Source organism: Deltaproteobacteria bacterium, assembly GCA_019309045.1.
Lineage (GTDB): Bacteria > Desulfobacterota > Syntrophobacteria > BM002 > BM002 > JAFDGZ01.
Genome location: JAFDGZ010000184.1, coordinates 1 through 2,706, shown reverse-complemented (window position 1 = coordinate 2,706; position 2,706 = coordinate 1). Strand labels below are relative to the sequence as shown.

Genomic DNA, 2,706 nt, shown 5'->3' with positions numbered 1-2,706 from the left:
CCCCAGAATGGTGCTGATTGTCGACGGCGAGGAACTGGTAGGAGCCAAGCAGAACAGGATCGTCAACACCACCATGCTCCTCAGGGGGAACTCCACCACGGTGATCCCTGTAAGCTGTGTGGAGCAGGGGAGATGGGAGTATGAGAGTCGCCGGTTTTCCAGCCGCCAGAGGATCATGTGCTGTAATTTGCGGGCCATGAAGGCTGAGCAGGTAAATGCTTCAGTACGTGCCTCCAGGGGTTTCCAGACGGACCAGGGAGCCCTGTGGCACGAGATAGCCAACAAGGCTGCCAGAATGGCGGCTGAAACGCCCACCATGGCCATGACTGAGATCTACGACAAGGAGCAATCGTCTCTTTCAGAGTACCTGAAGCATTTTCGGTTGGTGGAGCTGCAGGTTGGAGGGGTTTTTTTTATAAACGGCAGGGTGGTTGGATTGGACAGCTTCGGCAAGTCCGCGACTTTCGCCGGGGTGTTCAAGAAATTGCTCGAGAGCTATGCTCTGGATGCCATAGACTGGTATGAGGAGAAGAGTTTCTGGAAAGTGGTGAGGAGTAATGCTGCGAAATTCCTGCAGGCTGCGAAGACCGCCTCTGTCGAGACTCAGGGTTCTGTGGCACTGGGCACCGACTTGCGGCTCGAATCTGACAAGGTTGCCGGCTTTGCTCTTGTTCATGATGACGAGCTCCTGCATCTGTCGGCTTTTGCCAAGAGAAATGGCTACCACTCAGAGCAGAACAGTTCCAGAATGCAAAGGTTTTCCACGAGGAGAAGGTATAGATGATGGGAGTTGTGGAAGTCGTCATCACTGCATTATTGGCTGTTGGATTTAGTTCGAAGGCAGAAGATGCTATAAAGTTATAAAATGAGTTATCCGGTGAAATGGCGAATAGATCCTGCTGTATCATAGTGAAGGTTTCGGGATGATGAAAAGACAAACTGTGCCGACGCTCTCCAAGTCCCGCTTCCTGGCCGGGTTGCACTGCCCTTTGCGGTTGTGGCACCAGTGCTACAACCGCGAGCTGGCGTCTGAGGTAACCCCGGCCCGGCAGGCAATCTTCGACACAGGCCACGAGGTGGGAAGGTTGGCGACCCGATTGTATCCGGGTGGCGTGCTCATCGAGGAAGACTACCTGCACCATGAAGAGGCTGTACAGTCCACGCTGACAATCATGAAAAACCCGAATGTACCGGCAATATATGAGGCGGCCTTTCTCGAAGATGGTGTCAGGGTGCGGGCTGACATCCTGGTAAGGCTCGAAGGTGACAACTGGAACCTGATCGAGGTAAAGTCATCTACCTCTTTGAAGAATGAGCACCATGCGGATGTGGCGATTCAGTATCATGTGCTGCGGCTGGCCGGCCTTGCCATCAAAACAGCAGGTATTCTCAGTCTGAACAACCAGTATGTCTATAATGGACACCAGCTTGATCTCGAGCAGCTGTTTTCCTTTTATGACCTCACAGATGAGGTGCTTGCCAGTCAAGAGGAGATCAGCCTGGAGCTTCGCTGGCTGAAAGAGATGTTGGCGGAAGAAAAGGCGCCGGAGATCAGGCCCTCCAGGCACTGCAAGAGACCCTATCTCTGCGAATTCTGGGAGCACTGCACCGCAGACATGCCGGATTACTGGGTGATGGATCTTGCCGGCATCAGCGACAACAAGCTCAATGACCTTGCGGAGCTCGGTGTCGAGGACATTCGCCATATTCCTGAGTGGTTTGCACTGACAGAGTTGCAGGAGAGGATCAGGCATTGTGTGGTCGATGGGAAGGAGTATGTCAGCCGGGAACTCGGTCGACGGTTGCTGGAGGTGGAATATCCTCTCTACTTTCTGGATTTTGAAACCATCAGTCCAGCCATTCCTCGCTATGCCGGCACCAGACCATATGAGGCCATTCCGTTCCAATGGTCAGTTCATGTGGTCCATGAAGATGGAACCCTTGCGCACCATGAATACCTGTGTCTCGAGGACAGGGATCCTCGGGAAGAATTCACCGACAGGCTGCTCCAGGCTCTGGGCGAAAAGGGAACCATATTTGTCTACACCAGCTATGAAAAAGGTATACTCATTGCACTGATGAACTGCCTGACCCGGTGCAGCGAGCGGCTTGCCAGTGTTGTGGCGCGGTTAGAGGATTTGCACGCCACCATCAGAACACACTACTACCATCCCAGATTGCACGGCTCCTTTTCCCTCAAGTCAGTCCTGCCCGCTCTTGTGCCGAGCATGAGCTATGACAACCTGGCAGTGCAGGAAGGGCAACAGGCGTCGGTGGAATACCTGCGCATGGTGGATCCTGCTACCCCACCTGAAGAGAGAGAAAAAATCAGGCAGGACCTGCTCACCTATTGCGCCCAGGATACGCTGGCCATGGTAAAGATCAGGGAGAAGCTACTGAGACGGGCAGAAACATGCCGGGCATGAGAATGTGGGAAATTAGTTCGTGCTTAATTGACCATGAGCCCTGCGACTGCGCGCAGCGCCACCGGCAGGCGCAGCCTTCAGGTTGCGCTGGGGCCAGCAATAGAATGACGCCATGCTACCAATTACCTTCATTAATTGACAACCAGCATCGAGCCATCCCAGGCTAATGGTGGCGTACACAGAGGAGATGCCGGGCTGCTGGGCTCCGTCCGGGTGAACACCGATTGGATAGAGGAGCACATACAGCTGAGGCGTGTATGAACACCAGGACAGTGGCTGG

2 protein-coding genes are annotated in these 2,706 nt (G+C 54.0%); both read left to right on the top strand.

Annotated elements, in window-relative coordinates:
- On the top strand, positions 1 to 784 hold a 784-nt coding region (locus tag JRI89_17510; GenBank protein MBW2073029.1), incomplete at its 5' end, for a hypothetical protein.
- Between the two features lie 139 nt (positions 785 to 923).
- Complete coding sequence (locus JRI89_17505; protein ID MBW2073028.1) at positions 924 to 2,426, top strand: DUF2779 domain-containing protein; 1,503 nt, start codon at positions 924 to 926, stop codon at positions 2,424 to 2,426.
- The last annotated feature ends 280 nt before the right edge of the window (positions 2,427 to 2,706 follow it).

Bases quoted from the DNA above. Each gene is read 5' to 3' on its own strand.
- JRI89_17505 (MBW2073028.1), top strand. From the start codon at position 924: ATGATGAAAAGACAAACTGTGCCGACGCTCTCCAAGTCCCGCTTCCTG.